The 24,146-nt window shown below is 45.2% G+C and carries 20 protein-coding genes; 14 read left to right on the forward strand and 6 right to left on the reverse strand.

Annotation, left to right across the window (positions count from 1 at the left end; all coding sequences use genetic code 11):
* The first annotated feature begins 3 nt into the window (after positions 1 to 3).
* Entirely contained in the window at positions 4 to 834 is an 831-nt protein-coding gene (locus ACO0KW_RS01310; protein ID WP_423051923.1) for a UDP-2,3-diacylglucosamine diphosphatase, read from the forward strand.
* A gap of 39 nt (positions 835 to 873) precedes the next feature.
* On the opposite strand, the gene ACO0KW_RS01315 is transcribed toward ACO0KW_RS01310, so the two are convergent.
* On the reverse strand, positions 874 to 1,353 hold the full coding sequence (locus ACO0KW_RS01315; protein WP_423049878.1) for a SixA phosphatase family protein: 480 nt from the start codon (positions 1,351 to 1,353) through the stop codon (positions 874 to 876).
* 17 nt (positions 1,354 to 1,370) lie between these two features.
* Positions 1,371 to 3,452, reverse strand: coding sequence for a polyphosphate kinase 1 (ppk1, locus tag ACO0KW_RS01320; protein ID WP_423051925.1), 2,082 nt, complete (start codon positions 3,450 to 3,452; stop codon positions 1,371 to 1,373).
* Between the two features lie 409 nt (positions 3,453 to 3,861).
* Between ppk1 and pstS the strand changes: the two genes are divergently transcribed.
* The 8 genes from pstS (at position 3,862) to ACO0KW_RS01360 (ending at position 11,671) form a co-directional block, all read left to right on the forward strand.
* Entirely contained in the window at positions 3,862 to 4,905 is a 1,044-nt protein-coding gene (gene pstS, locus ACO0KW_RS01325; RefSeq protein WP_423049880.1) for a phosphate ABC transporter substrate-binding protein PstS, read from the forward strand.
* 171 nt (positions 4,906 to 5,076) lie between these two features.
* Positions 5,077 to 6,054 (forward strand): phosphate ABC transporter permease subunit PstC, encoded by a 978-nt coding sequence (pstC, locus tag ACO0KW_RS01330; protein ID WP_423049882.1) that lies wholly within the window; start codon positions 5,077 to 5,079, stop codon positions 6,052 to 6,054.
* Positions 6,051 to 6,929 (forward strand): phosphate ABC transporter permease PstA, encoded by an 879-nt coding sequence (gene pstA, locus ACO0KW_RS01335; protein WP_423049884.1) that lies wholly within the window; start codon positions 6,051 to 6,053, stop codon positions 6,927 to 6,929. Before pstC ends, pstA begins: the two co-directional genes overlap by 4 nt.
* A gap of 16 nt (positions 6,930 to 6,945) precedes the next feature.
* The gene (gene pstB, locus ACO0KW_RS01340) at positions 6,946 to 7,731 is read left to right on the forward strand and encodes a phosphate ABC transporter ATP-binding protein PstB (protein ID WP_423051927.1); all 786 of its coding nucleotides are present in this window, start codon (positions 6,946 to 6,948) and stop codon (positions 7,729 to 7,731) included.
* Between the two features lie 82 nt (positions 7,732 to 7,813).
* Complete coding sequence (phoU, locus tag ACO0KW_RS01345; protein WP_423049886.1) at positions 7,814 to 8,533, forward strand: phosphate signaling complex protein PhoU; 720 nt, start codon at positions 7,814 to 7,816, stop codon at positions 8,531 to 8,533.
* A 75-nt stretch (positions 8,534 to 8,608) separates the two neighbouring features.
* The gene (phoB, locus tag ACO0KW_RS01350) at positions 8,609 to 9,298 is read left to right on the forward strand and encodes a phosphate regulon transcriptional regulator PhoB (protein WP_423049888.1); all 690 of its coding nucleotides are present in this window, start codon (positions 8,609 to 8,611) and stop codon (positions 9,296 to 9,298) included.
* Between the two features lie 209 nt (positions 9,299 to 9,507).
* Positions 9,508 to 10,806, forward strand: coding sequence for a phosphate regulon sensor histidine kinase PhoR (gene phoR, locus ACO0KW_RS01355; RefSeq protein ID WP_423049890.1), 1,299 nt, complete (start codon positions 9,508 to 9,510; stop codon positions 10,804 to 10,806).
* A gap of 166 nt (positions 10,807 to 10,972) precedes the next feature.
* Positions 10,973 to 11,671: a response regulator gene (locus ACO0KW_RS01360; RefSeq protein ID WP_423049892.1), complete on the forward strand. Its 699-nt coding sequence runs from the start codon at positions 10,973 to 10,975 to the stop codon at positions 11,669 to 11,671.
* Positions 11,672 to 11,772: 101 nt separating this feature from the next.
* On the opposite strand, the gene ACO0KW_RS01365 is transcribed toward ACO0KW_RS01360, so the two are convergent.
* The 3 genes from ACO0KW_RS01365 to ACO0KW_RS01375 all read right to left on the reverse strand — a co-directional run bounded on the left by ACO0KW_RS01365 (position 11,773) and on the right by ACO0KW_RS01375 (position 14,922).
* Complete coding sequence (locus ACO0KW_RS01365) at positions 11,773 to 12,528, reverse strand: hypothetical protein (RefSeq protein ID WP_423049894.1); 756 nt, start codon at positions 12,526 to 12,528, stop codon at positions 11,773 to 11,775.
* 64 nt (positions 12,529 to 12,592) lie between these two features.
* Positions 12,593 to 13,456, reverse strand: coding sequence for a MipA/OmpV family protein (locus tag ACO0KW_RS01370; RefSeq protein WP_423049896.1), 864 nt, complete (start codon positions 13,454 to 13,456; stop codon positions 12,593 to 12,595).
* A gap of 221 nt (positions 13,457 to 13,677) precedes the next feature.
* Positions 13,678 to 14,922 carry a hypothetical protein gene (locus tag ACO0KW_RS01375; RefSeq protein ID WP_423049898.1) on the reverse strand — a complete coding sequence of 415 codons (1,245 nt, stop codon included), beginning with the start codon at positions 14,920 to 14,922 and terminating at the stop codon, positions 13,678 to 13,680.
* A gap of 297 nt (positions 14,923 to 15,219) precedes the next feature.
* Between ACO0KW_RS01375 and ACO0KW_RS01380 the strand changes: the two genes are divergently transcribed.
* The 4 genes from ACO0KW_RS01380 to ACO0KW_RS01395 all read left to right on the forward strand — a co-directional run bounded on the left by ACO0KW_RS01380 (position 15,220) and on the right by ACO0KW_RS01395 (position 20,249).
* Positions 15,220 to 16,557, forward strand: coding sequence for an ATP-binding protein (locus tag ACO0KW_RS01380; protein WP_423049900.1), 1,338 nt, complete (start codon positions 15,220 to 15,222; stop codon positions 16,555 to 16,557).
* A 178-nt stretch (positions 16,558 to 16,735) separates the two neighbouring features.
* Complete coding sequence (locus ACO0KW_RS01385; protein WP_423049902.1) at positions 16,736 to 17,626, forward strand: DMT family transporter; 891 nt, start codon at positions 16,736 to 16,738, stop codon at positions 17,624 to 17,626.
* 191 nt (positions 17,627 to 17,817) lie between these two features.
* On the forward strand, positions 17,818 to 17,967 hold the full coding sequence (locus tag ACO0KW_RS01390; protein WP_423049904.1) for a hypothetical protein: 150 nt from the start codon (positions 17,818 to 17,820) through the stop codon (positions 17,965 to 17,967).
* A gap of 56 nt (positions 17,968 to 18,023) precedes the next feature.
* Complete coding sequence (locus ACO0KW_RS01395) at positions 18,024 to 20,249, forward strand: DUF1631 family protein (RefSeq protein ID WP_423049906.1); 2,226 nt, start codon at positions 18,024 to 18,026, stop codon at positions 20,247 to 20,249.
* A gap of 133 nt (positions 20,250 to 20,382) precedes the next feature.
* On the opposite strand, the gene ACO0KW_RS01400 is transcribed toward ACO0KW_RS01395, so the two are convergent.
* On the reverse strand, positions 20,383 to 21,102 hold the full coding sequence (locus ACO0KW_RS01400; protein ID WP_423049908.1) for a DUF4136 domain-containing protein: 720 nt from the start codon (positions 21,100 to 21,102) through the stop codon (positions 20,383 to 20,385).
* Between the two features lie 361 nt (positions 21,103 to 21,463).
* Here ACO0KW_RS01400 and pepN point away from each other — a divergent pair, with 361 nt between their 5' ends.
* Positions 21,464 to 24,133, forward strand: a complete 2,670-nt coding sequence (gene pepN / locus ACO0KW_RS01405; RefSeq protein WP_423051929.1) for an aminopeptidase N — start codon at positions 21,464 to 21,466, stop codon at positions 24,131 to 24,133.
* Positions 24,134 to 24,146 lie beyond the last annotated feature (13 nt).

Genomic DNA, 24,146 nt, shown 5'->3' on the forward strand with positions numbered 1-24,146 from the left:
ACTATGCAAAAACATCTTCAGCACACCAAACACACAAAGCATGCCAAAAAAGATATAAAGCATTTTCGTACGATATGGATATCTGATCTGCATTTAGGAACGCCCGGTTGCCAGTCCAAGCGGCTGCTGGAATTTCTAAAAGCCACTGAGTCCGAAACCCTGTATTTGGTGGGGGACATTATCGATGGCTGGCAATTGAAGCGACGCTGGTTTTGGGACCAGACGCATAATAATATCGTGCAAACCGTATTGAAAAAAGCCAAGAAAGGGACGAATGTGATCTTCGTACCAGGCAACCACGATGAGGCAGCGCGCCAATTCATTGCACTCGATTTCGGCGGCATACAAGTTCGTGACGAATTGGTGCACACCACGGCGGATGGTAAGCGCATGTTGGTACTGCACGGCGATCGCTTTGATGGCGTGATCGCCTGTGCTAAGTGGTTGGCCTATCTGGGTGATAGCTTGTATAGCGTCATCTTACGAGTCAATCAAATTTTCAATCATTGGCGAGCGCGGGCGGGACTGCCCTATTGGTCCTTGTCGCAATACCTTAAATTGAAAGTCAAAAACGCGGTGAGCTATATCACCAAATTTGAAGACGCTTTAGCCGATGAGGCGCGTAAGCGTGGATTGGATGGTGTGATTTGCGGGCATATTCATAAGCCAGAAATTCGCGAAATCAACGGCATCACCTATTGCAATGATGGCGACTGGGTGGAAAGTCTGTCAGCACTAATTGAAGAGGCTGATGGTGAGTTACGCCTGATTACTTGGCATGACGTGATGTTGCAACCACAACGTGAAGATATAAAGCAAGTTGCCTTAGTGTAGTGCTTCGTAGTTATGCTTTGCTGCCGAGCTTTATACAGATTATTTGATCACCAAATCAGGCGTCATTATGGCTTTCAAATAAGTGCGTAAACCTTCGCCGTCACGTTCTTTTTGCGTAATCCACCAGACGTTTCCTTTGCGCACTGCGCAGCTATTTTGTATCGGGGTAATCAGGCGCGTAGCGACTTCGCCGAGAGCGGGTTGATGTCCGACCAAGAGTACAGTTTCGCGCGCATCCGGCCAATGCGCAACACGCAATAAATCTTCTGCACTTGCCTCGGTATTAAGTTCTTCGACAATCTTAAATTGACGGTTAAGTTTCGCTAGTGCGGCCACGGTTTCACGCGTACGGACCGCGGGGCTAACGAGTATCCTGCAATTGTGGGGCAATACGCTATCTAACCAATAGGCCATTTTTTGTGCTTGTTTTTGCCCCTTAGGCGTCAGACGACGTAGATGATCAGCCAGCTCTTCATGACCAAGTTCCGCGTCCGCATGACGCCATAAAATCAAATCCATGTTGTGTCCGAAATACCCTAGTTATCTGTCTCAGGAGAACCCAAGGTGTTCATCAAATATTGCTGTGCACTGAATGGCTTTTGTTTGCCACGGATTTTCTTGCGCTCATAACTACCATCGGCATTCAAGACCCATGCGTTTTGATTGTCTTTCAAATACGGTTCTAAACCTTCGCTGATAATACGTTTTTTTAAATGTTTTTCTAGAACAGGAAAAGCGACTTCAATGCGGCGGAACAGATTGCGACTCATCCAATCTGCACTGGCGAGATAGACGTCATGTTCCAAATCATTGCGGAAGTAATAGATGCGAGAATGTTCGAGGAAGCGGCCGATAATTGAACGTACTTTAATATTTTCCGAGAGACCAGGAACGCCGGGACGCAGAGTGCAAGCGCCACGTACAATCAAATCAATTTTGACTCCATCAGCAGAAGCTGCATACAGCGCACGAATTACTGATTCATCTACCAGCGCATTCATCTTGGCAATGATGCGACCGGGGCGACCTTCGCGCGCAATTCGGGCTTCATTGCGAATCGCTTTGATAATTTTGGGCTGCAAGAAAAATGGCGCCAGCCACAGGTACTCCATCTTTTTCGGTTTCGTTAAGCCAGTGAGATGAATAAATACCTCATTCACTTCCGCGGCTTTTTTAGGATGCGCAGTTAATAAACCAAAATCGGTATAAAAACGTGTCGTCGAAGGATGGTAATTGCCCGTGCCTAAGTGCGCATAATGCCGTAGTCTTCCACCTTCTTCGCGCCGGATTACGAGTGCAAGTTTGGCATGGGTCTTTAAACCGACTACGCCATAGACCACTTGCGCGCCTGCTCTTTGTAGACGATCTGCCCAATTGATATTCGCTTCTTCGTCAAAGCGCGCCATGATTTCCACAATCACCGTTACTTCTTTTCCCATGCGGGCAGCGGTGATTAAGGATTCCATTAAGTCCGAATTCATACCGGTACGATAAATCGTTTGCTTGATGGCGAGCACATTCGGATCGAGTGAGGCAGTGCGGATAAAATCGATCACCGTTTGAAATGGTTGAAACGGGTGATGCAACAATATGTCTTGTTTGTTTAAAACTTCAAAAATATTCTTCTGCGCTAATTTAGGATCGGGTTTCGCAGTAAAGGCTGGAAAGCGTAAATTCGCTTGATTCACATGATCAATCAATTCGGATAATCTGACCATGTTCACCGGACCATCGACCGCATACAAACGATCTTTACTCAGTCCGAACTGCTCCAGCAAGAATTGGGATAAGGCTTCGGGGCAATTTTTAGCGACTTCTAAGCGAACAGCCATACCAAACTGGCGGCCTTGCAATTCACCCTGTAAAGCTTGGCGTAAATTTTTAACCTCATCTTCGTCAACCCATAAGTCGCTGTCGCGGGTTACTCGAAATTGTGAGTAGGCAAGTACTTCTCTGTCATTAAATAAATCGCCGATGTGGGCGTGGATGACTGAGGATAGTAGGCAAAAAGCTTGACCGCTTACAGTTAATTCATCTGGAATCTTGATGACACGCGGCAGCACGCGTGGAGCCTTCACAATCGCAATCGCCGTGCCGCGACCGAACGCATCTTTACCTGCAAGCGAGACAATAAAATTCAGACTCTTATTCACGACTTGCGGAAATGGATGGGCAGGATCCAAGCCTATTGGTGTCAACAGAGGACGTACTTCACGATCAAAATACGCTTTAACCCAAGCGCGCTGCGCTTCGGTTCTTTCGGTATGGCGCAACAGATGGATGCCTTTGCGCGAGAGCGCTGGCAAAATATCCTGATTGAGAACTTCATACTGGCGTATTTCTAGGGCATGACAGTCTTTCGCGATTCTTTCCATCATGCCCGTGAAGCTAGCATGCTGTGCCAATTGTCCGTCGATCGTGTTTTGTGCCAACAAGCTGGCGACCCGCACTTCAAAAAATTCATCCAGATTACTGCCGACGATACACAAATATTTTAGACGTTCTAACAATGGAATACTTCCATCTTCGGCTTGTGCCAGTACACGCCAGTTGAAGGCGATCTGTGAGCGTTCCCGGTCGAGATAAATTCCTGATCGTGGCAAGCCCCAGGTTGCCATCAAGGCGGATTCGCTATCGCTGCTGGCTTTAGGGCTAGTATGACTCATATTACCGCCTGTGGGTAAGGTGGGAGCGTTAGCGGCTTCCAGACTGATTGGTGTGTCATTCGTACCATCATTTTTACCATTTATGACATCAGGATTCATCATGATTTTTCGATTAAGTGAGTATAGGCGCTGCGTGGAGCATTTGTCTTGCTAAGAGTGTAAATGTCGATTGTGACAAGTTTATGACAAAAATAATTTCAATACGGCAAATATTTCATCATTTGCTGAGCTCTGTCATATTCTTGTCATATTCAACTTGTAAAGTTCGGCTCGTGTTAGTTGAACTGTGCGGCCTGCGTGCTGTAAAGAAAAGAAATCAAATGACATACAGCTTTGTTTTCCCCATTTAATCGAGGTAAATATGCAATTTAATCGTATTGTTAAGTCCTTAGTTGTTGCAGCTGGTGCTGCTATGGCTTTTTCGTCTGTGCATGCCGCTGAAGTGACTGGCGCTGGCGCGACTTTCCCTTACCCAATTTACGCAAAATGGGCTGATGCTTACAAAAAGGCAACGGGAAACACTATTAATTACCAATCTATTGGTTCTGGCGGCGGTATCAAACAAATTAAAGCAAAGACGGTGGATTTCGGTGCATCTGATATGCCTTTGAAAGCAGAAGAATTAGAAGCTGATGGCATGATGCAATTTCCTGCAGTGATCGGTGGTGTGGTTCCTGTTGTGAATTTAGATGGTGTGACACCCGGTCAATTGAAGATGACTGGTGAAGTTTTGGCAAAAATTTACATGGGTACGATCACTAAATGGAATGCTGCAGAAATTACTGCACTCAATCCAAACGTGAAATTGCCAGCAGAAGATATCACTGTGGTTCATCGTTCAGATGGTTCTGGTACAACATTTATTTGGACAGATTATTTGTCTAAAGTCAGCCCTGAATTTAAAACGACTGTCAGTTCAGGTACTGCCGTGAAATGGCCTGTCGGTTTGGGTGGCAAGGGTAATGAAGGCGTTGCAGCGAACGTTCAGCGTATCAAAGGTTCGATTGGTTATGTAGAATATGCTTATGTAAAGCGTAATAAAATGATTCATACACAATTGAAGAACCGTGACGGCCAATTTGTACAGCCAGATGACGTGAATTTCAAAGCAGCGGCATCAGGCGCTGATTGGGCGAAAACTCCAGGCATGGGTGTCGTGTTGACAAATCAAACTGGCAAAGATAGCTGGCCTATCAGCGGTGCGACTTTCATCTTGTTGCATAAAGTTCCTGCAAACCCAGCGAATACCCAAGAAGTTGTGAAATTCTTTGACTGGGCATTTGCAAATGGTGCAGCGATGGCAACGGAATTGGAATATGTACCATTGCCAGCTGATGTCACTAAACTGATTCACGCTAGCTGGAAAGCAAATTTGAAAGATGCTTCCGGAAAAGCTTTGTATTAATCCTAGAAGTAGCCTGATTAGACAAACTTGAACGCCACAAACATCCCAACGATTTAGTTGGGATGTTTGTGCATCAAGTGAATACAAATAAATAAAATAAAACTGCCACAGCGAAGAACCTTGTGTCCCTAATTTCTGAATCGGGATGCTAAACAGGAAGATAGTCCAGCGATGACAAGTTCTCAAACAACTCCCAACACTCAGCATAGTTCGACTATGCGCAAACAGAAATTGCAAGATTTTCTGTTCCATAAACTCACTTTTAGTTTTGCCTTGATGGTTTTGCTGGTCTTGGTTGGTATCGTCGTTTCTTTATTTTACGGTGCCATGCCAGCCATGAAGGAATTCGGATTTGCCTTTATCACGACGATAGAGTGGGATCCCATCAATGACAAATACGGCGGTATGATTGCGATCGTCGGCACCCTTGTTACATCGGGCATCGCCTTACTGATCGCCTTTCCTATCAGTTTTGGAATTGCCTTATTCTTGACTGAAATCTGCCCGACATGGCTCAAACGTCCTTTAGGAACCGCGGTCGAATTGTTGGCTGGTGTCCCTAGTATCATCTACGGTATGTGGGGTCTGTTTATTTTTGCACCGTTCTTCAGTACTTACGGTCAGCCATTACTCGCCAATACTTTGGGTAAATTACCTGTGATTGGTGTATTGTTTTCTGGCTCCATGATAGGCATTGGTGTGCTGACTGCCGGTATTATTCTCGGCATTATGATCATTCCATTTATCGCTTCTGTCATGCGCGATGTATTTGAAATTGTGCCACCTGTGTTAAAAGAATCGGCTTATGGTCTTGGCTGCACGCGTTGGGAAGTAGTGCGCAAAATTGTCCTGCCGTATACCAAAGCGGGTGTGATCGGTGGCGTGATGTTGGGCTTGGGGCGCGCCTTGGGTGAAACTATGGCGATTACCTTTGTGATCGGCAATGCGCACAAATTGCATTGGTCGCTGTTCGCTGGCGGTAATAGTATCGCTTCTAGTTTGGCGAATGAATTTGCTGAGGCAGAATCGGAGCTCCATGTTGCGTCATTGTTCTTACTCGGACTCATCTTGTTTGTGATTACATTCATCGTATTAGCTTCTGCAAAATTTCTATTGCTGGGCATGAAAAGAAAAGAAGGTGTGAAATGACACAAAGCCAAGATAAAGCGATGACTCCAGTGAATTCAGTCTATAAGTCGCGTTTGCGCAAACATAGAATAGGTATTTTCTTCTCGACAGCTGCAATGGCATTGGGCGTATTTTTCTTGATGTGGATTTTATTTACTCTGCTGATTAAAGGTATGGGCTCTTTAAGCTGGGAGGCGATCACTGCACCAACGCCAGCGCCTGGCGAAGAAGGTGGTGGCTTGGCGAATGCCTTGATTGGTAGTTTGATGATGGTGGGGTTTGCGACTTTGATCAGCACACCGATCGGTATTCTGGCAGGTATTTATCTAGCCGAGTACGGCGAGAAAAACTGGTTTAGCGACCTGACCCGTTTTGTGACCGACATTATGTTGTCTGCGCCGTCGGTCGTCATAGGATTGTTTGTGTACGCAATCTATGTCGCGCACATCAAGCATTTTTCGGGATGGGCGGGAACATTGGCGATTTCATTGATTGCTATACCAGTCGTAGTTCGCACGACCGACAATATGCTAGCGCTGGTTCCTACTAGTTTGCGTGAAGCCGCGTTTGCACTCGGAGCGCCACGCTGGAAAGTTGCCCTCTTTATTCGTGTGAAGGCCGTGAAAGCCGGAATTTTGACGGGTGTTTTATTGGCGGTCGCGCGTATTTCCGGCGAAACAGCCCCTTTGCTATTTACTGCTTTGAACAATCAATTTACGAATACCGATATGAATAAGCCGATGGCTAATTTACCGGTGGTGATTTATCAGTTTGCAATGAGCCCGTATGATAACTGGCGCGGCCTAGCTTGGACAGGCGCATTATTAGTGACGTTCAGTGTGTTGGCACTGAATATTCTGTCCCGTACTGTATTCGCACAAAAAGTGCATAAATAATTTAGAGTTGACTATGATGATTCCAAATACTAAACCTGTAGTAGAGCAAAAAGCCTGCATAGAAACCAAGAATTTGAATTTTTACTATGGCAGCAATCGCAGCTTGCATGATGTCAATTTGAAGGTCTTCGATAAAAAAGTGACAGCCTTTATTGGTCCTTCTGGTTGTGGTAAATCAACTTTGTTGCGGACATTTAATCGCATGTATGACTTGTATCCAGGTCAAAAAGCAGAGGGTGAGATTATCTACAATGGCCAAAACATTTTATCGCCAGGGCAGGACATTAATCTCTTGCGCGCTAAGGTTGGTATGGTGTTTCAAAAGCCTACACCTTTCCCTATGTCGGTCTATGACAACATTGCATTCGGTGTGCGCTTGTATGAAAACCTGTCAAAAGGCGAAATGGATGAACGCGTAGAGTGGTCTTTGAAAAAAGCAGCCTTATGGAATGAAGTCAAAGATAAGCTCAATAGCAGCGGTTTAAGCTTATCTGGCGGCCAACAACAACGTTTATGTATTGCGCGCGGTGTGGCCGTTAAACCTGAAGTTTTATTATTAGATGAGCCGACGTCTGCACTCGATCCGATTTCGACGGTCAAGATCGAAGAATTGATCAATGAATTGAAAGAGGATTACACGATTGCCATCGTTACTCACAATATGCAACAGGCAGCGCGTTGCTCCGACTATACAGCGTATATGTATTTGGGCGAGTTGGTCGAATTCGGTGAGACCGATAATATTTTTATGAACCCTGTACGTAAAGAAACGCAAGACTATATTACTGGTCGCTTCGGTTAAGGCTTAACGTTTAGTCACACTATTCTTTAGCACAGCAGTGTACGAAAATTTAGATACGAAAATTCAGAATTCAGGAGTCGATATGACAGGCGAACATTCATCATCTCAGTATAACCACGATTTAGAAGCAATCCGTTCTCAAGTATTATTAATGGGCGGTCTGGTAGAAAACCATTTCCAAGACGCGATGACATGCTATCGCACTGGCAACAGCGAACAAGCGGCGGCAGTTGTTAAGTCCGATGAAGAAGTCAATCGCTTAGAAGTATTGTTAGATGACATGTGTAGCCATTTGATCGTTAAGCGTCAACCAGCGGCGAATGATTTGCGTACGGTGATGGCCACTGGGAAAGTGATTACCGACCTCGAACGGATTGGTGATGAATCCACAAAGATTGCCCGTATTGCTCAAGAAATGATGAGTAAGAATCGCAGTAGCGCGATGTTCAGCGGCTATGAAACTGTACGCGTATTGGCGAGCAGCGTTAGCCAAATGTTACATCAGTCTTTAGATGCATTTGCACGCCACGACGATAAAAAAGCAGTTGAATTGATTGCCTTTGATGAAATCATTGATAGTGATTTCCGCTCTATCATGCGCAACCTGATTACTTTTATGATGGAAGATCCGAGTACGATTTCATTTGCATTAGATGCTTTATGGGTCGCCAAGGCGATAGAGCGTATCGGTGATCACGCAAAAAATATTGCGGAACATACGATTTACATTGTTGAAGGGCGTGATATCCGTCATTCGGATTATGTTGCCAGTAAACAGGAAAAAAATTCGCAACCACAATAGAAATTTGTGATTAGAATTTAGCGACTAGAAATTTGCAAACCAGTTCGCATCCAAATAGAAAAGAATAAAAACCCTATGTCAGTTGATAAAACCACGATTTTGATTGTTGAAGATGAACCAGCCATTAGCGAGTTAATTAGTTTTACCCTACGTGCCGCAGGCTGGACGACGGTGGCGGTTGGTAATACTGCAGAAGCTTGGGAGTTTCTGCAGCATCGCACACCGCAGTTAATTTTGCTGGATTGGATGTTGCCAGATCAAAGTGGTTTGCGACTCTTGTCACGGATCCGTTCTGATAGAAATTTTAATGAAATGCCCGTGATCATGCTGACCGCCAAGAGCATGGAAGAGGATAAAATTTCTGGTCTGGATCATGGCGCAGATGATTACATCACCAAACCATTTTCCCCGCGCGAATTGACGGCAAGGATCAAGGCGATGTTGCGTCGTAAGAGCCCTGAACACGCACAAACTAGTCTGGATATTGCCAATGTACATCTTGATCCGGTTAGTTGTACGGTGAAGATTGACGATCAGAAAATTGACATCGGCCATGCCGAATACAAGTTGTTGAAATTTTTTATGGCGCATCCGGAGCGTGTCTTCTCGCGCAGTCAGCTGCTTGATAAAGTGTGGGGTGATCACGTCGTGATCGAAGAACGTACGGTCGATGTCCACGTTTTGCGTTTGCGTAAAGTCTTAAAAAGTGCAGAGGGATTAATTAAGACAATTCGTAGCGTTGGATATATGCTTTCCGAAAAGTAAGCTTGGAAAAGGGGGGCAAGATACGGATGAATAACTTCGTACATTGGTCATCGCCCACTGTGCTCTGCATCTCAAGCAACACTAGCCCTTCATTCATGGCTAAAATAGACGGCCAATTAATTTTTTTCGCTATATATATGCTGCAATTGCACTGAGCTTCAGACACTATATCCAGTATCCCCTCTTTTTTTCAACTCACTTAAGCACTAATGCATCCTCATCTCATCTTTTGGATTTCCGCCACCGTACGTGTGGCGATCATACTTGCGGCTGCGGCTGCGGGTGCTTACTTCTGGGGCGTGATCACAGGCTTGGCGCTGGCGCTGTGCGGCATGATTGTGTTGATAGTGGTGCAGTTGCAGTATCTGTTGAACTTGTCAGACTGGTTGGATAATCCGAATAGTGCACGTTTGCCAGATGGTTGGGGCGCATGGACAGAAATTTTTTCCCGCTTGTACAAATTACGTCGAGGTGATGAAAAAAATCAAACAGAATTGGCTGAATGGTTGGCGCGCTTTAGACAAGCGATGACCTTGTTGCCAGACGGTTTGGTGATTATGGATGACGTGATGTTTTTGGAGTGGTGTAACCCGATTGCAGAACGGCATTTAGGGCTTGATTTGACCCGCGATAAAGGCATGCGAGTGACGAATCTTGTACGCACGCCTGAATTCATCGATTACATTATTCTTGGCCGTTATGACACACCGTTGACCTTGTCGCTACGTGACCGAAAGTTGATTGTGCACGTGATTCCGTTTGAAAACCGGCGCCAGATTTTAGTGACCCACGACATTACCGAATCTGAAAGAATTGATATGATGCGACGTGATTTTATTGCGAACGCTTCGCATGAGTTGCGCACGCCGCTTACTGTTATCAATGGTTTTCTAGAAATCGCTTCCATGCAGCCCGATATGGAAGTCTCTATACGTTCCTCACATCTGAAGTTGATGGTGGAGCAGGGCGAGCGTATGCAACGCCTTGTGGAAGATATGCTGACCTTGAGTCGTCTAGAATCGACAGAATTTAAAGTGCGGAATGAAGTAATCGATATGCAAATGATGTTAAAACACATCTGCCAGGAGGCGCAGGCTTTGTCGGCAGGTAAACATCGCATTCAATTGGAATTTGACGGCCCAGATATTATGGGGAGTACCGATGAAATTCGTAGTGCTATCAGCAATCTGGTGACGAATGCAGTTCGATATACGCCTGAGCATGGTGAAATCAAAGTGATTTGGCGGAATACTCTTCAGGGGCCGCAATGTGTAGTGCAGGACAATGGAATTGGGATTAGTCAGGAACATCTGTCACGCCTGACTGAGCGATTTTATCGGGTCGATAAAAGCCGTTCGCGTGAAACGCAAGGGACAGGATTGGGGCTGGCGATTGTCAAACACGTATTGATTCGCCATGGAGCCCAATTGTTGATCGAATCGACGGTGAATGTTGGTAGCAAATTCTGTGTGCAATTTCCTGCCCGTACGCTTGTGGCAGCGGCTTAGCTTGTTTTACTTGGGCGTAATCTGCCTATTCTTGTAATATCCACGGTACTTGCGGCGATTATTCTGATTCTAATCCTGAAAACCTGGAACTTTCTGCGTTTTTCTCTCTCTGATTTGATTGCCGTCAGAGAGCCGCCCTTATACAATGCGGCTAAGGAGAAAGCCTATGTTTCGTGTGATGTTAGTCGAGGATGATGAACGCCTCGCCAGTTTGATTATTGAGTATTTGCAATCCTATGAATTTGCAGTGGATCTTGTGCCGCGTGGGGATCTGGCGTTGGCTCATTTTCAGACTAGTTCACCTGATCTAGTAGTGCTCGATCTCATGTTGCCAGGCTTGGATGGTATGGTGGTCTGCCGCCAGATCCGTGAAATTAGTCGTGTACCTATCTTAATTCTTACTGCCCGCGAAGACTCCTACGACGAAGTTTCTGCCTTAGAGCAAGGTGCCGATGACTTCGTCAGTAAACCGGTGCAACCACGTATTTTGTTAGCGCGCTTGCGTGCCTTGGTGCGCAGGATCGCGAATCCTGTGCTTAGTCAAAACGCTAGCGATGTCGATCAGTTGCAATTCGGCGCTTTGCACATCTCGCGTAGTGATCGTCTTGTGCATTGGCGTCAGGATGCAATAGAGTTATCGAATACTGAATTTAAATTGTTGATGGTTTTGGCAGAATCACCTGGAAAAGTTTTGTCGCGAGATGATATTTTGAAGAAAATGCGCGGGATAGAATTTGATGGACTAGATCGCAGTATCGATAATTTAATTTCTCGCTTGCGCCGTCGCTTTGACGATCAGAACTCTGAGAAAATTAAAACGGTGTGGGGTGAGGGCTATTTATTTTCACCTTCAGCGTGGGAGTAATTCTCTATTAAAAATTATTATATAAATAATTTATTTAATACATCTTATTTGAAGCGGAATATTTGAAGCCGAATATTTAAGAAAAGCTTCATTAATACTGTTCACTCAATTAAGGCAATAATCGTTAAAGGGCTGGTACGTGTATGTATCTGCCCTTTTTCTGTTTGCAGAGTTGTCTGAACATTGTTGGCTACATTGCTAGGTGCGCCGAAAATCACATTGCTTATCTTGAAGTTGGCAGGACTATCAGGCCAAATTGACGAATTGTCGACCAGAGGCAAGCTATTGCTTTGATTTAAATATTTGAATTCCACCATCGCCACGCTATCTTTTTTCCCAAATGCAAAACGTACGCCGACGCATCTTTTGCCACGATACGCGGTGTAGTCGACATAGCTTTGATAGGCAAGCGCTTGTTCACAGGCAGCACGCAGGTCGGCTAATTCATAGATGCCATCGGAACGGATCGCGATGCTAGTTCTAAACCGGAAACCCGCCTGGCCAGCTTTTTGATTAATCACCAACTCAGCGTTTTCATCATAAGCCGCTTTGAGCAGCGGGAGTGAAGTGCGTCCCAAAGTATCGAGTGCTAGATCAAGGTGTGTTTTCTTACCGACGATATGCAGGCGTAGACTGTCTATCGAACTCGCATTATCTTTTGGTACCACTTGCAGTTGTAGTTGAATTAAATTTTTTGCCTTGCCATATTTTTCAAACCACAGCATGGTGCGGTAGGCATCGCGATAACTCATCCATTCAGCATCTTGTGGACGCTTATTGTCGTCAGCCGACTGCGCTAGCGCAAAGGGGGCGCCAGTGAGAAGGAAGATAGCAAAGAATGTGTTACGAAGATTCACGATGGTTTTCAATAGATAAACTGAATTAATAAAAAAGTGGGTGAAAAAATTAGTTGGTGGTATCTTAAAAGCGATAGGCGATTGCACTCGAGACCGAAACATTCGCTTTACGTTCAATTAAAGGGCTATTCCTGTTTTCACCGACTAAACGGTTGACGTTTAATTTGGAGGTGATCATCCAAGATGAATTTAAATTCCAGTTCCAAAAAATGTCGGTATGCACATCCTTGATTCCAGCGTGTGCCGAATAGCTTGAATTGACGCTGCGATCAGCTTCAAGTTTACTTACGCCGAAATAGGAATTCGCATAAGCGTGGTTGATCAGCGTAAAGCCAACGCCAAAGGTAAATTGGTGATGAGGTAGTGCATCTTTTAAGTGATAACGCAGATCGCTGCTAAGTCGTATGCCACGCTGATCATTACCCGCACCAAATACGAGCGTATTGGTTTGTCTTAGATTGCTGTTGAGCTGATAATTATAGAAGCCACCAACTAACAGGCGGGTATGAATATCATCTAAACCGAGTAATCTGTTTTGCTGAGCACTGCTATATCGCACGCCGGATTCTGGAAAGAAAACATCGTTACGCGAATCACCTGACACTTGTATGCTACCCGAGGTGCCGCTTGCTGTTCTGCTAGGTTCTAGGCTGATAATGGGGCCAAATTCCTGATCAAATGTTTGTGAAAGGTGCCAGCCTGCACTCATACCTGCAACAAAAACACCATTACTCCACTGCATTTGCATCACAGGTACCATTCGCCTTTTGGTGCGATTGGCACCTTCATACAAGGGACGTGACAAAACACCGAGTCCCAGATACATATCATGACTACCATCGGGCATCAGATTCTGCGCTGGACTTTGAGCGTAAGCACAACTGCTTATGCCAAATGTCGCGATGAGTAAGAGGTAAGTTTTATTCATTGTTGATTCTCAAAATTGTAAAACAGTCATAACTGATGTGTCATTTTACAATTGAGATATAAATTCGGGTTTGAAACCTTAGAAAAAACACTTAAAAATTCAGAATTTGATTTTCAATACTTCATTAAAACAACTATGAAAATTGATCAAGGATAAAGATGTTAAACATGTTGTCTGTAGTAAGCTCAGATACGATAAATTTTGCCTTCTTTTAGATTCATTTATGGGATGAGCGCCTGTACGCTAATAAATTCTACATTTTCCGAACTGAGATTCACTTCAGCGATATAAAAAGGCGTTGTGATATTCGCGGTACAAATTCTGGTTGGACCAGCCACCACATCATAATGTGTCGTTACTATTTTGCCTGCATCACGCCAGATATGGAGATCTTGAATCCCGGAACAACCTGAAGCTTGCGTTCCGAGAAAAACCGCGATCAACATTTTCTTGGAAAAATCTACGACTGGTAGGGAGCTACTGCTGCCACTTCCATCGCCAGACTGATGTTCTTGCCAGAGTTGTTGCCAATTTGCCTGATCACGGATTACGACGCCGCGAGCAGTGCGAATTCCTGAATTCACCCCACTGGCGACCGATCGATGTGAAATCAGTGCGGAATTTACGTGGTGTAACTCTATTGTTAAGTCGACCTTGGCCATCTCAATCATCTGCATTGGCGTGCTAATGCCCGTGTTTTCGAGGTCGCAGCGAGTAACGGAAACGCGCTCTTCGTCAATGAAACTGGCATGCAATTTTTGGCCGTCTGAGCTCACTTTCAAGAAGCGTATAATGCTGCAATCATTCACTGTCTTATAGAATTTTGCTAGTATCATCTCGGCATTAAAATCTGGGGCCACTATGTTGGAAGCGGGCTTGCTGCCAGAAACGTTCCAAAAAGCATCCCAGGCCTGCTTATCTTTGATGAGACTAAAATCCGGTGCAGAACCGTGATAGAATGACACTGGCAATACCGTGAAGTTAATCGAATTATTGTTGGCGCCTGGAATAGCAATACTTTGCACTTGATGAGAACTTCCTAGACCTAAATCTGCTTTGTCGAGGTTCAGGATCATTGTTTTAAACAAGCTCTCCGCGCCTGCATCGTTGCAAGTCGTGCGCGGTCCTGCGATCGAATCTGCATGTGAACACAGCAATGTCGATGGGCTGGTGCCATATAAATTTTGTGCGTAAGAGGCATCAGCACAATTGCCGGATTTATCCCACAGCACATATTGCTGATCGATCACTAGCAGGCGATTCTTAAATTCGGCACAGTTTGCATCCTTGACCAGGCTCAGGAATTCGCTCGTGGCGACTGGCGCAGGAACTCTACCAAGCTCAGCGTGACCAATGCTTCCAGCGCCGCCACAGCCGCTCAGGCTGAGACAGAGACTGACAGCAAGACTGACACTTAAGCTAGAAATCAGTGTGAGAGCGCGGAAACGCGAAATCAAAGCTGACATGGTGAGTTCCTTTGCCCTTAATAAAGTAGATGCGGTAAATGAATATTCTAGTCGGTGCATGGCATACGATCATGATGCTCCCATCTTATGATTGATTGAGAACTGATTCATCCGCAAAGTAAGGGGAATTTGTCCTCAATTTGTATAAAGCTTGGAATTCTTGAGAAAACTGAGGGTTTTTTATAAAAACTGCGCGTCTGATCGGAACATTCTTATAAAATAGCCCGCTAGGAGAAATTACATGCGGTTTGATTGGATTGATGTTTGTGTTGTACGTATCGCCTGTCGAGGTAGGCAGTGAATCGCCTGTTCCTGAGATTTTTGCTGCCGGTGTTACTGTCAATCGCCTTCGCGACCATGCTGGTGTATGCGGTAATTATTGGTATCTTTGGTGACCCCATAGAAAAAAATGCTGAACGTCAAGCTGCACCGCAAATATTTTTGATCGAACAGTACATCGATAAAGCTGCAACGGACGAATGGCTAGCGCGTCTAAACAAGGTTCGAGAGGTCTCGCAAGTACCGTTCGAATTGCTTCCGCTACCACAAGCAATGGAGAAACTTGATCGAGCGCAAAGAGCAAAATTGCGTCAAGGCAGAATCGTGGTCGATGCTGCAAATCGTGCCCTTTATCGTCGGGTTGATCTTGACGGTGAAAAATACATAGGCAGTGACGAAGATGTCTTGCAAGTTCAAAATCTTCCGATTGATTACTGGTTCAATATTCAGCTTGAAATTGTCCGGTTTGTGATAGTCGCACTGGTCTTGTTGATTCCTATCGCCTTTTGGTCACGCGCCCATTGGCGTGACATACAGGCGCTTTCTCATGTAACTGAGGAAATAGGTGATGGCAACCTTGCCGCACGTGCTGGTGTTGCCAGTACCGCCGCTATTTATCCCTTAGCGCAGCAAATTAATCAAATGGGTGGACGCATCGAGCAGCTTATCAATTCGCAGAAAAACCTCTTACATTCGGTATCGCATGAATTGCGTACACCGATTGCACGTTTGGAATTTGCCCTAGAAATCCTACAAGATAGTCCGCTGGGAATACAGCCTTCGGACAAGAACAGACTGAGAATACAAGCAATGCAGGCAGATTTGAGTGAGCTAAATAGCTTGGTGTCTGAACTGCTCAATATGGCAAAGCTCGATGCGCAGGGTCAGATTATGGTCGAAGCAATTGATGCGCACGATTTGATGCAAACCTGTATACAACATTTGCCGCCTGTTCCTGGGCATATTCAACTACGACAAGTGTTGGAATTGTCAGAAGCTCGGAGACTGCCGCTTGTCGGCGATAGACGTTTATTAGAGCGAGCCATACAAAACCTATTAAAGAATGCATTGAAATATGCGGAAAAAAATATCGTGTTCACGCTCAAGCAGCAGGCGAATGCGTATATCGTGATTGTGGAAGATGATGGCGCCGGCATTCCCGAAGCAGATCGTGACAAGATCTTTGAACCTTTCTACCGACTTGATCGTAGCCGCGATCGTAGTACCGGTGGTTTTGGTTTGGGATTGGCAATCGTTAAGCAAATTGTGACTCTCCATCGCGGTAGCATACGCATTTCGCAAGCAAGTATAGGTGGTGCACGTTTTGAAATTAATATACCTGATCAAACTGCATGAGCATGCGGCGTGCGTTAATTAAATAGGCGACTTGTCGCGCAGCATCACGGCATCGATACACCATTTAACTCGCGATGTGCTTAATTAGTGATTTAGTTACTGGTTTAATCACTGGATTGAGCACGGAGTTGATAATTCAATAGTCCGAGTATTCAAGACTTTTCTCAGGAGTTTTATTTTGTCGCAAGCGCATAGACGTCAACAACTCATTGGCTTGGGTTTGGCGATTACGGGAGCAATTCTATTTTCTGCTAAAGCCATCGTTGCTAAACTTCTCTACGCTTATCAATTAGATGCGGTGACAGTAATCGCGTTTCGGATGTTGTTCTCCTTGCCGATTTTTGCCGTAATTGCTATTTGGCAGGGTTGGAAGCATGTGCCATTGGTTACCTCGGATCGTTGGCGTCTACTTGGTTTGGGTTTGGTCGGTTATTACTTGTCGAGTTTTTTAGATTTTCTCGGGTTGCAATATATTTCCGCAGGTTTGGAACGCCTGATCTTATTTCTGACGCCGTCGTTCGTTTTATTGATTCATGTCTTATGGTTTAAACGCCAAATCCGTCCGATTGAATATCTCTCTTTAGGGATAGCCTATTCCGGCATAATTTTCGTTTTTATGCATGATTTGTCTTTCAATGGGCAACAGGTAATACTTGGCGCCGCCTTGGTGTTGGGTTCGGCGATTGCTTACGCGACTTATTTGATTCAATCTGGCGAGATGGTGCAGAGAATCGGTGCTTTGCGCTTAGTGTCGTACGCCATGTGTGTGTCTAGTTTTGCCTGCATTGGCCAGTTTATTGCTCTGCGTCCAATTAGCTCGTTGAATCAAAGTTGGCCAGTGTTATCTTTATCGCTAGTGAATGCGATAGTATGCACCGTTTTTCCTGTATTTTTGACTATGTTCGCAGTCCAAAAAATTGGTGCGCCCAAGGCCTCACAAGCTGGCATGATAGGTCCAGTATCAACGTTGGTACTTGGCGCCGTGTTTTTGCAAGAAGCAATCACAGCATGGCAGCTCGCCGGTGCTAGTTTGGTGATCGTGGGTATGTACTTATTAAGTCGTAAATGATGGTAAAAAGATTAGTTGGTTATGGAATTGCGGGCCAAATTTTTTTATTCAATATATTTAGATCTGTTGTGCCAGTGAGGGTCTTGCATACAGAATTGTCGCGCGGCTACTAGTCGAATTGATGGAAAACAACATATACTCAAGGGTAGTCAATGCAAGCACGCATTGAAATGTGAAAGCACAGAAATTTTATGACAAAAGAAGATCAGGTCAGCGATAAGAAATCGCCATCGACCGATGACGGCACGCCTAAATTTGGTCGATTATTATTGGTATTGTTGTTTGCAGTTGCCTTAATCGTTGTGATTACTTTTGCGACTGAAGCCTATTACGGCGTGTAAGTATTTCACCGAGCTTAGGTGGTATAGGCTAATTGTTTATTTTTTTGAATTGATCCATGGACACCACTCCACTTATTCCAGCCATTCCAAATTCAGTGAAGAGAAATGCTTCCGCTGTGACGACTCCCGAAGGTAAGAAAGCGGAGTCGACCAGCGCTGCTCGATTGTTGATTTTGCAAAATATGGTACCTCTGGCGACGAATCTGGTGTCTTCGCAATTGGAAGCGTTTTCTACACGATTGGCCGATCAATTATTTAAATTATCAGATCAGGCAGTGCGACCAGAAGAGGCCAAAGTGAGCTACGAAGCGCATCAGTTAGTGAAGCGCAATAGTACGGCTTTTTATCGCCTGGTAGCTAGTCAAATCAATACCGCATTGACGAAAGAAGTGAGCGTATTTAATACCCGAAAAAGGGCAAAAAAAGAGGATCAATACTTAGACAATACTGCCCAGACCTATGAGGAAATGGAGGGGAAGATTTTATTGCGCAATGCGAGCCATGCGCTTGAAGTCTTGAATGCAGAATCTTTGGTGATGCTGAATACTTTAATCGGCCGTATTCTGAATCGCATGCCTATCGATGTCACGCAAAATCCCTTCCGGCCGGAAATTTTTGTGAAAGCTGTGCATCAGGCATGGATGGAGTTGGATCCTAATCCTGCATCGCATTTATTGGTTTTGCGCTTATTGCAGCCGGCAGTATTTTTGCAGCTTAGTCCAATTTTAGATGACATTAATCAAGAGTTGATGGCGCGTGGAATTCGACCCGACAGCGATGATTCATTTGATTCGTCTGCGGGCGTTTCTGCTTATTTGCCAGTGCAAAAATCGTTTAGTCTAGATCCTTATTTGCAAGATAAATTGAAACGTGTTTTTTCAGGGCAAATTGAATTGGCTTATACCGATCCACTTTATGAGTTGAGTGGCCTGGCGATGGTGAGCGATACATTAACGAATCAACTGGATGATTTGGATGCGAACGACGAACATCCAGACAAAGCGACGATTGATCAGCAATTCTTCGAAGATCTGCGCAATATGCAAACGCATTATTCACAGGAAGACAGTGCAAGCACGCATTTTGAGTCTCGCTTACATAAGGTTTTACATGCGCCTTCCGCACAAAAATTGAGTATAGTTGAGCGCAATACAATCGAGTTATTGGCACGCATTTTTGATTATGTTTTTGCCGATCCCAGTTTAGGTAACGATATTAAAAGCATGATGGCACAATTGCAGATTCCTATTGTGCGAGTTGCCTTGTCTGATCGAGATTTCTTTTTCCGTGAGTCACATCCAGCACGAACCTTGCTCGATATTTTGGGGAGTTCGGGTATTTTGTTAGATGCGGAATCAGCTTCAGTCGACCCACTGTTAGGTGTGATTGGCGACGTGATCGAGCGTGTACAGTCAGAGTTTGATCAGCATATTGATTTGTTTTCGGATGTGGTGTCAGACCTCGAATCCTACTTGAAGGAAGAAGAACTCAAAGCGCAGGCTGCCATTAGCCAGCCGGTACAAACCGCGCTGAGTGAAGAGAAAATGCGAGTGGCCAGGGAATTTGCCGAACATGACGTGGCTATTCGGGTTGAAACTGGTGAGGTAGCGGGGTTTCTAGAAGTATTTTTGGAAGAGCAATGGATACGTATTCTGACGATTGCGCATAGCGTTAAAGACGAAAAACCGCATGCCTTAGAAAATGCCTTAAAGACGATGGATGATTTGATCTGGAGTCTGAAGCCGAAAAACAGTCCCGAAGAGCGTAAAGAATTGATCGCTAAATTACCTGCGATGCTCACTTTGCTTAATGCTTGGTTGAATGCGATACGTTGGGATGAACCTGATCGTGTCCTATTCTTTTCTAAACTAGCAGAACGCCACGCCGCTATGGCGCGGGCGCCATTAGAACTATCGCCGCGCCGGCAATTAGAGATCGCTGTGAACATCGCACAACGTGCCAGTAATCGCCGCTTAGATCGTTTTGTGCAAGGAAAAGTCGCGCAGGCGGATGATGATGCAACTAAACAAGTGGCGACCTTAGAGCGTGGAATGTGGTTGGACTTTAGTGAGGAAGATGAGCAGATTACGCGTTATAAACTTGCTTGGGTAAGTCCGAAACGCAGTAGTTTTATATTTGCAAACCGGCAGGGCGATCAGGCTTTTTCAATTTCCGTGGCCGATTTAGAGACAAAGTACCGCAGCGGCACTGTGAATACGATTCAAGCAAATTCCTTGGTCGATAGAGCGCTCACTTACGCATTGAAAGATTTGGCGATTTAATTAGCCTTTGTAAAAAAATGCCCAAGCCCGTCAGGATTGGGCATTTTTTATTCGGCGTTGGCGTTATTGGGCGATCGCGGAATAGCGCAAATCATCGAACAATCTGAGACGTCAGTCGATTAATTAATGCGCCTTATTTTTCCAAATGAATTTCAACATGACTTTCTCCAGTCTTATTTGGAAACTCACGTAAAGCGCTTTCTATCAATAGCCCAAGATAGGCATCAATTTCTACGTCATTTTGGGTGGTCTTGGCCGTGACCGAATATAGTAATTTGCCAGTCGCCACTTCTGTTATCGTGATTTCCACTCCATGATCAAAGTATTGGCGTACATCGAGTTCCGATCCATAAAAAGGACCAAGGCGTCGTCCAAATCCAAATGGGGAATAGAGCGGGCCGTAGTAGCGCGGATAAAATACTGATCGAGGGTAAAAACGATAAGGTGAGCGAATTGCGCCTGGGTAAAAGCGATATGGCTCAAATCCTCCGATGGGAATCACCATTCCTGAAGGTGTGACGATATAGCTGGTTGAGCCAAATGGTGATGATACATGGGTATTGCCGGGTATCGAAATCAATTGCAAACTGACTTTAAGAGTGGCTTTGTTGAGTTCCGTTTCGTTAAAACCAAGCTCTTGCAAGCGCGCTTTTAAATCTTCGCTGGCATGTTGATATTCGGGTTCTTTTCCTTGTTCCGGATGTTCAGCTAAAGCGTAACTTTTATCGGTGAATGTGCCGGGTAATTGATTGACGGTATTGATTTTGCTGGAGAAAGTGCTGGCACATCCAGTGAGTGCGGTAGCACATAAAATCAGACTTACTAAGAGCAGGCGTTTGCTAAGGGATTTCATGATGTCGGTCTCCGGTGTTTCCCGATGATACTTGGTCTGGCGTTAAAGCGCTTAATGTTGTGACTCTATCATGATCTTAATTCGCCGAAAAGTCTGTGAGATTTTGTAACTATAGCGAATATTTTTGACTGAGTTTGCATACCACTTGTGTTCACTTGATGATGAACACTGTAAATCTCTGTAATTCGATCTATTTGGTCTGAAATTTGTGCAGATTTACTTCCCTAGTTTCGTCTTTAACAGCCCAGCTACGTCTGTGCTTGGTAAAATACAGGCTTTGTTTCTTACCCCGCAGACCACACCAGTTTCTGTGGCTTCATTTTTGATGTGAGTTCAATTTATGCGAAAACCAGCGCAAGACATGCCTGTCGCGGCACCCGTCACGATTTACCGTAAAGATTATATTGCTCCCGGCTTCTGGGTCGATACCGTCGAAATGGGCTTTGATTTGCATCCGTTACGTACCCATGTTGCGACCCGTATCACAATGCGCCGTAACCACGACAGCGCAGAAAAAGACTTGGTCTTGTTTGGTGAAGATATCAAGCTTTTGCAATTGCGCATGAATGGCGTGAACCTGAAAAAGTCAGCGTACGCCTTGACCAAAGAGCGTTTAGTCATCAGCAATGCACCCGATCAGGTCACGCTGGAAATCGAAACGGCGATTGCGGCAGACAAAAATACCACGATGTCGGGTCTGTATGTCTCCAACGGCAATTTCTTCACGCAATGCGAAGCCGAAGGTTTCCGCAAGATCACTTACTTCCCAGATCGCCCTGATGTGATGGCGAGTTACACCGTGATGCTGCGTGGCGATAAAAAATTGTATCCCGTGTTGCTATCAAACGGCAATTTGATAGAACAAGGTGACCTCGGCGATGGTCGTCACTATGCCAAATGGGAAGACCCGTTCAAAAAGCCTTCTTATCTATTTGCCTTAGTCGCTGGTAAATTGGTCTGTCAGGAAGAAAAATACAAACTCAAGTCGGGTCGTAAAGTGCTACTGCAAGTGTGGGTAGAGCAGGGCAATCTAGACAAAACCCAGCACGCGATGGATTCTCTCAAGAACAGCATACGCTGGGATGAAGAACGTTTCGGTTTGGAACTCGATCTCGATCGTTTCATGATTGTTGCTACTAGCGATTTCAACATGGGTGCGATGGAAAACAAAGGTTTGAATATTTTCAATACCAAGTACGTGTTAGCAAATTCTCGCGTCGCCACGGATACTGATTACGCGGGCATTGAATCCGTCGTTGGTCACGAATATTTCCACAACTGGACCGGCAATCGCGTCACTTGTCGTGATTGGTTTCAATTGTCTTTGAAAGAAGGATTGACAGTTTTCCGTGACCAAGAGTTTTCTGGTGATTTAGTCGGTAACGAGACGGGTCGCGCAGTGAAGCGGATAGAAGATGTACGCGTGCTGCGTCAATTGCAATTCTCGGAGGATGCAGGCCCGATGGCACATCCGGTGCGTCCTGACTCTTTTGTCGAGATCAATAATTTTTACACCGTGACCGTGTACGAAAAAGGTTCGGAAGTCGTGCGTATGTATTACACGCTGCTGGGTCATGATGGCTTCCGCAAAGGCATGGATTTGTATTTCCAACGGCATGATGGACAAGCGGTTACCTGTGATGATTTCCGTGCTGCGATGGCTGATGCAAATGGACGTGATTTAAAGCAATTTGAGCGCTGGTATAGTCAGGCCGGTACGCCGCGTGTCAGAGCAGAAGCAAGTTATAACGCAGATGCCCAAACTTATACTTTGACCTTGAGCCAATCTTGCCCTAAGACGGCAGGGCAGGCGAAGAAATTACCTTTTCATATTCCGGTCGCGGTTGGCTTGATTGATGCAGAGGGTAAAGATATCGCTTTGCAATTGCAGAATGAATCTACAATCAGTACGACTAAGATTTTAGAACTGAAAGAAGCACAGCAAAGCTTCGTTTTTACTAATGTCTCTAATGAAGTCACACCGTCGATCTTGCGCAATTTTTCTGCGCCAGTGATGTTGGAATGCGATTATAGCGATGAACAGCTCGCGCATTTGCTGGCACACGATAGCGATCCATTTTGCCGCTGGGAAGCTGGACAACGCTTGGCGATGCGTCGTTTATTGAAGTTGGTCAGTGCGGTTCAACAAGCTGAAGCATTAAGCCTGGATGATTTGTTCATTAATGCGCTGCGTAAGACATTGAACGATCAAGATCTTGATCCTGCGTTCCGTGAGTTAGTATTGACTTTGCCTTCGGAAGTCATGATAGCCGAAGAAATGATAATGGCTGATCCGCACAGCATCCATACCGCACGCCAATTTGTGCGCGCCACTTTGGCGCAGCATTTAAAGGCGGATTTACTGCAAGCCTATCAAGATAATTTGACGCCAGGTAAATACAGCCCCGATGCGCAAGCTGCAGGTAAGCGTGCATTGAAAAATTGTGCCTTAGCTTATTTGGTGGAATGGCCAGATACGGCGACTTATGCCTTGGCATACACGCAGTATCAAGAATCAGAAAACATGACAGATCGCATCGCAGCCTTGAGTGCAATGCTGCATTGTTCTTCGGCTCTCGATAAAGCTCACAGCAAGACACGCAAACAAGTATTGGCGCATTTCTATAAAGAGTTTGAAAATGAAGCGCTGGTCATCGATAAATGGTTCACACTGCAGGCGACAGCGCCAACAACGGATGTTGAACAGGTACGCGCCTTGATGCTACACAAAGCGTTTAGCATGAGTAACCCTAACCGCGCACGTAGTCTGATCTTCGCCTTCTGCAATGCGAATCCAGCGCGTTTTCATGCCGCTGATGGTAGCGGCTATGCATTGTGGGCCGACTGCGTGATCGCTTTGAATAAACTCAATCCGCAAGTCGCAGCGCGCTTGTCGAGAAGCATGGATAGATGGACCAAATATCCAAAAGCCAATCAAGAATTAATGAAAGCCGCATTGCAAAAAGTAGCGGCAACGAAGAATTTGTCGAAGGATGTGTTGGAAGTGGTAACGAAGGCTTTAGCTGCATAAAAACTAGCAAGAG

It is taken from the genome of Undibacterium sp. Ji22W, assembly GCF_049340305.1.
Classification (GTDB): Bacteria; Pseudomonadota; Gammaproteobacteria; order Burkholderiales; family Burkholderiaceae_D; genus Undibacterium.

Coding starts and splice junctions, on each gene's coding strand:
- ACO0KW_RS01310 (WP_423051923.1), top strand. CDS start 4: ATGCAAAAACATCTTCAGCACACCAAACACACAAAGCATGCCAAAAAA.
- ACO0KW_RS01315 (WP_423049878.1), bottom strand. CDS start 1,353: ATGGATTTGATTTTATGGCGTCATGCGGACGCGGAACTTGGTCATGAA.
- ppk1 (WP_423051925.1), bottom strand. CDS start 3,452: ATGGCAACCTGGGGCTTGCCACGATCAGGAATTTATCTCGACCGGGAA.
- pstS (WP_423049880.1), top strand. CDS start 3,862: ATGCAATTTAATCGTATTGTTAAGTCCTTAGTTGTTGCAGCTGGTGCT.
- pstC (WP_423049882.1), top strand. CDS start 5,077: ATGACAAGTTCTCAAACAACTCCCAACACTCAGCATAGTTCGACTATG.
- pstA (WP_423049884.1), top strand. CDS start 6,051: ATGACACAAAGCCAAGATAAAGCGATGACTCCAGTGAATTCAGTCTAT.
- pstB (WP_423051927.1), top strand. CDS start 6,946: ATGATTCCAAATACTAAACCTGTAGTAGAGCAAAAAGCCTGCATAGAA.
- phoU (WP_423049886.1), top strand. CDS start 7,814: ATGACAGGCGAACATTCATCATCTCAGTATAACCACGATTTAGAAGCA.
- phoB (WP_423049888.1), top strand. CDS start 8,609: ATGTCAGTTGATAAAACCACGATTTTGATTGTTGAAGATGAACCAGCC.
- phoR (WP_423049890.1), top strand. CDS start 9,508: ATGCATCCTCATCTCATCTTTTGGATTTCCGCCACCGTACGTGTGGCG.
- ACO0KW_RS01360 (WP_423049892.1), top strand. CDS start 10,973: ATGTTTCGTGTGATGTTAGTCGAGGATGATGAACGCCTCGCCAGTTTG.
- ACO0KW_RS01370 (WP_423049896.1), bottom strand. CDS start 13,456: ATGAATAAAACTTACCTCTTACTCATCGCGACATTTGGCATAAGCAGT.
- ACO0KW_RS01375 (WP_423049898.1), bottom strand. CDS start 14,922: ATGTCAGCTTTGATTTCGCGTTTCCGCGCTCTCACACTGATTTCTAGC.
- ACO0KW_RS01390 (WP_423049904.1), top strand. CDS start 17,818: ATGACAAAAGAAGATCAGGTCAGCGATAAGAAATCGCCATCGACCGAT.
- ACO0KW_RS01395 (WP_423049906.1), top strand. CDS start 18,024: ATGGACACCACTCCACTTATTCCAGCCATTCCAAATTCAGTGAAGAGA.
- ACO0KW_RS01400 (WP_423049908.1), bottom strand. CDS start 21,102: ATGAAATCCCTTAGCAAACGCCTGCTCTTAGTAAGTCTGATTTTATGT.
- pepN (WP_423051929.1), top strand. CDS start 21,464: ATGCCTGTCGCGGCACCCGTCACGATTTACCGTAAAGATTATATTGCT.